This is a genomic window from Rhizobium sp. SEMIA 4085, assembly GCF_013004495.1.
Lineage (GTDB): Bacteria > Pseudomonadota > Alphaproteobacteria > Rhizobiales > Rhizobiaceae > Rhizobium > Rhizobium gallicum.
This window is the reverse complement of the sequence record NZ_JABEPH010000540.1, coordinates 1-2,837: the sequence shown is the minus strand read 5'-3', so window position 1 is coordinate 2,837 and position 2,837 is coordinate 1. Positions and strand designations below refer to the sequence as shown.

General features: G+C 56.8%; 3 protein-coding genes. All 3 read right to left on the bottom strand.

Annotated elements, in window-relative coordinates; genetic code table 11:
- Window positions 1-677, bottom strand: a 677-nt coding sequence (locus C9413_RS30600) for an oligosaccharide flippase family protein (RefSeq protein ID WP_170251364.1), incomplete at its 3' end; no start/stop codon positions are given.
- Window positions 678-767: 90 nt separating this feature from the next.
- Window positions 768-1,835 (bottom strand): glycosyltransferase family 8 protein, encoded by a 1,068-nt coding sequence (locus C9413_RS30595; RefSeq protein ID WP_170251363.1) that lies wholly within the window; start codon window positions 1,833-1,835, stop codon window positions 768-770.
- A 57-nt stretch (window positions 1,836-1,892) separates the two neighbouring features.
- On the bottom strand, window positions 1,893-2,837 hold a 945-nt coding region (locus C9413_RS30590), incomplete at its 5' end, for a glycosyltransferase family 2 protein (protein ID WP_170251362.1).

Below are 2,837 nucleotides of genomic sequence, written 5' to 3'. Positions count from 1 at the left end.
GATATGTTAATGGCGGCGACCATCCATAGAGGCAGGAAGCGGCGAAGAATTTCGCGACACGCGCCTTTTTTGGGATGACGCCCGGGAAACCAACCGGTATGACGGAACTCAAAGACAACAACGGCCAAAGTCGAGACAATGCGCTGAGCAGGCAGCGCCCAAATCGCCAGGGGTGAGAACGCCAGCGTGATGCCGGCGACACCGCCCGCAAGGGTCGAAATCATATTGCGCTTGGCAAACGTCTTGAAGCCCAGTTCGCGCATTATGAGGGCATCCATCACCGACAGCCACGGCGTAAAGAGCAAAAGAAGGCCAAAAATCGGCATATAGTAACCGACCAGTGGCGCGTTCTCAAAGCCAGCGATCAAAGGCCCAGCCATGACCAACAGGAGCGCGACGGGTAAGGCGACCAAAGACAGGGATATGAAGGCCGCGTTTAAGCTCTTCTTGTCGAAATCACCACGCTGCAGGATCGCATCCATGCCGGCATAGCGGCCGTCATTGGCGATGAAGTCGGCAACAACAGCAGAGAGCGCGACTGCCCCGAAAACCGCCGGTTCCAGCATGCGCGCAAGAACCAGGAAGATGACAAAACCGGCGCTCTGCGAAAAGATCGCGTTGATGGTATTCCAGGCAATGCCATTTCGAAGTGCCGTTGCTAGCGACGTTTCAGACATGGACCGTCCCATCTGTGCAAGGTGTAACCGGCGCCGTTGCGCCGCCGCGCGCCATAATCAAGCATGTGCGCCTGGAAGACCAGGCCTGCCTCACGCCTGCAACCGGTACCAGTTGACAACGGTCTTGATTTTCCGACGCAGATCCTTGAGGAAATGGACCTTGCCAAGCTTAAGGACCTGCGCTCGATAGGGGGTCTTTTTCAGATAGCGGTAATAGGTCCAGATCAACGGATGCCATCCGTCCGTCGACCACGGTTTGTTGTGCTCCGTGAAGTGGATGATCTTTGGCCGGCGCCCTTTTTTCATTTCGGCTGCAGTTGCATAGCAGGGCTTGCCTTCCTGCGGCATCAGCATTCGGCGTTGGACGTTCCACAATATATCAAGCTGTTTCCATCGGCTCCAGAAGACAACGTTTAGAGCGCACTGATCGCCATACTCCATATCGTCGATGCGCGTTTCCAAAACAGTGATGACTTTGGAAAGATCATCACTGGCGCGCAGCTTGGTGAGATCCATTAGCAGTACACCGGAATTGAAGTAGCCAAGACGCTTGGGCTGCAGCTGAAAACGCTCGGCGAACGCCTCGCCGTCCATGCCGACGTCGCAGACCGCGCCGATTGCATGCTCGCCCAGATCGGAGGCATAGAGTTCCCGGATATCACCCATGACGACGAGGTCGGCATCGAGATAAAGGACTCGATCGATATCTGGCGGGGCAAGCTCGGCAAGCATCAAGCGATAGTAGCCGGCACGGCTGATATGGCGTTTGCCGGGCATTGCAAGGACACTTGAGGCTTTAATCTCGAGCCAATCAAACCGATGCCCTTTAGCGCAGCGTTCGAAGGTCGAACGGGCTTGGGGGGAAATGCCATCATGGACGATCAGAAAACGGAGTTTTGCGCCCGGCGCGTTAGCGATAAGAGATGCCAGCACAACAGCTGCGTGCGGCAAGTAAGTGGTATCGAGTCCAAAGGCGATTGTCACCTCCGGAGCTATTGGTCGCGGGCGGCTATATCGCTGCATTGCTGCCTCAAGTAGAGGTTCGGCAAGGGGGCGACCGTTCAGGCCTTCGGCGATTGACCGGAAACTGGCAGTCTTCATCGGCAAGGCGCCCATGGCAGAAGATGCTAGATTTCCTTCAAATGCGGGATCACTCATTACCCCTCCAAGCGGGAGCCTCATGCTCCTGTCTCATGTCATCGAAACGTTTGCCGCCTATTGCCAGCCCGGATATCCGGTCCAGGCGCGGCGCATGCCAAGCTTGACGCAAATCCAGTCCAGCACGGCATCGACGACGAGCATGCCGTTGACACCAAAGCCGGCCCTTGCAAGTGCATCAAAATGGGGTTGCAGATGCTCGCGGCCGCGATCTTCGCGCCACCAGGTCAGAATGCGGCGCACATAATAGCGACGAAACGCGAGAAGCTGGCGGCGGTAGTCGGTCCCGAAGGCGACCGGGCCGTGGCGCATGATCAGATCAAGGCCATCGCGCGTCCAGGCGCGTGTTTTGCCGGCATAATGTAAGGCAGTGACCGTATTGTCGTGCACACGGGTAAAGCCAAGCGCCTCATGCACGAAACCGAAATCGCTGATCGCCAGCATCCGGAAAACCGTATCGAGGTCCCAGCTGCCGTCCATGGCGCCGGCGAAAAGCGGTTCGAGCGAGTCAGTCACGCGCCGGCGCCACATCATCTGGACCGGCATTAAAATGCCCTGACGCAGCAGCGCCATACGCATGGCGTCCTTGCCGGGGAGAACCGGCATGCCGGGTGGCCAGAAGAAATCTTGAACAGCACCTGCGCAGTCATGAAGGCTACCAATGACCCCGACATTGGGAAAGGTTTCGCCGAGTGTGGCCATCTTGGAGATCGACGTCGGGCTAATCGTGTCATCGTCGCAGAGATAGCGCACGTAGACAGCCTCCTGTGGTACCAGGCGATAAGCTTTCGTCCAGTTTTCACGCTGATCCAGCGTCTTTTCATTGCGGAAGCGAAGGACAGGGATGCGCTTGTTCAAATAGGCGGAGACGATTTCTTCGGTATTGTCGCTGCTGTTGTTGTCGAGCACGACGTGAACAAGATTTGGCCAATCTTGCTGCTGGACGGATTCCTTCGTTTTAGCCAAGACCCGTCCGCCATCATACGTCTGGTTCACAATAGA